The organism is Allobosea sp. P1_A7 (genome assembly GCF_056406775.1).
On the sequence record NZ_JBFTZN010000680.1, the window covers coordinates 1 to 386 of the forward strand.

The following is a 386-nucleotide window of genomic DNA, read 5'->3' on the forward strand; positions in this document are numbered from 1 at the left end:
CGCCGATCCAGGCGTCGATCCTAGCGCGTGCGCAGATGGCTGCGGCGTGTACCGCCGCCATCGGGCTTGAAGCCCATGGCTTCCCAGAAAGCGGCCGCGCCGGAATCCGCAGCGTTGAGCGAGAGCCTCGGCGCCAGCGACAGCCCTTGTTGCACGAGTGCGCTCGCCAGCAGGCGGCCGACGCCTCCGCGCCGGCCGGTCGGCCGGACATAGACATGGCGAATGCGCAGGAGGTCGGGCGCTGGGTCATAAGGGTCCGGCGTCACCGCGCCGATCGCGGCGAGCACCCCATCGCGAAACACCGCAAACAGGGCATTCCGCTCGTCGGCGTCACGATAACGGCCGGATTGCCACTCGTCCCGCAAACCGTCGACGAAGCGGTAGCC

The 386-nt window shown here is 69.4% G+C and carries 1 protein-coding gene; it reads right to left on the reverse strand.

Annotated features, from left to right (window positions below; translation table 11 throughout):
• Positions 1 to 20 precede the first annotated feature (20 nt).
• On the reverse strand, positions 21 to 386 hold a 366-nt coding region (locus tag AC1D34_RS38370; RefSeq protein ID WP_476827124.1), incomplete at its 5' end, for a GNAT family N-acetyltransferase.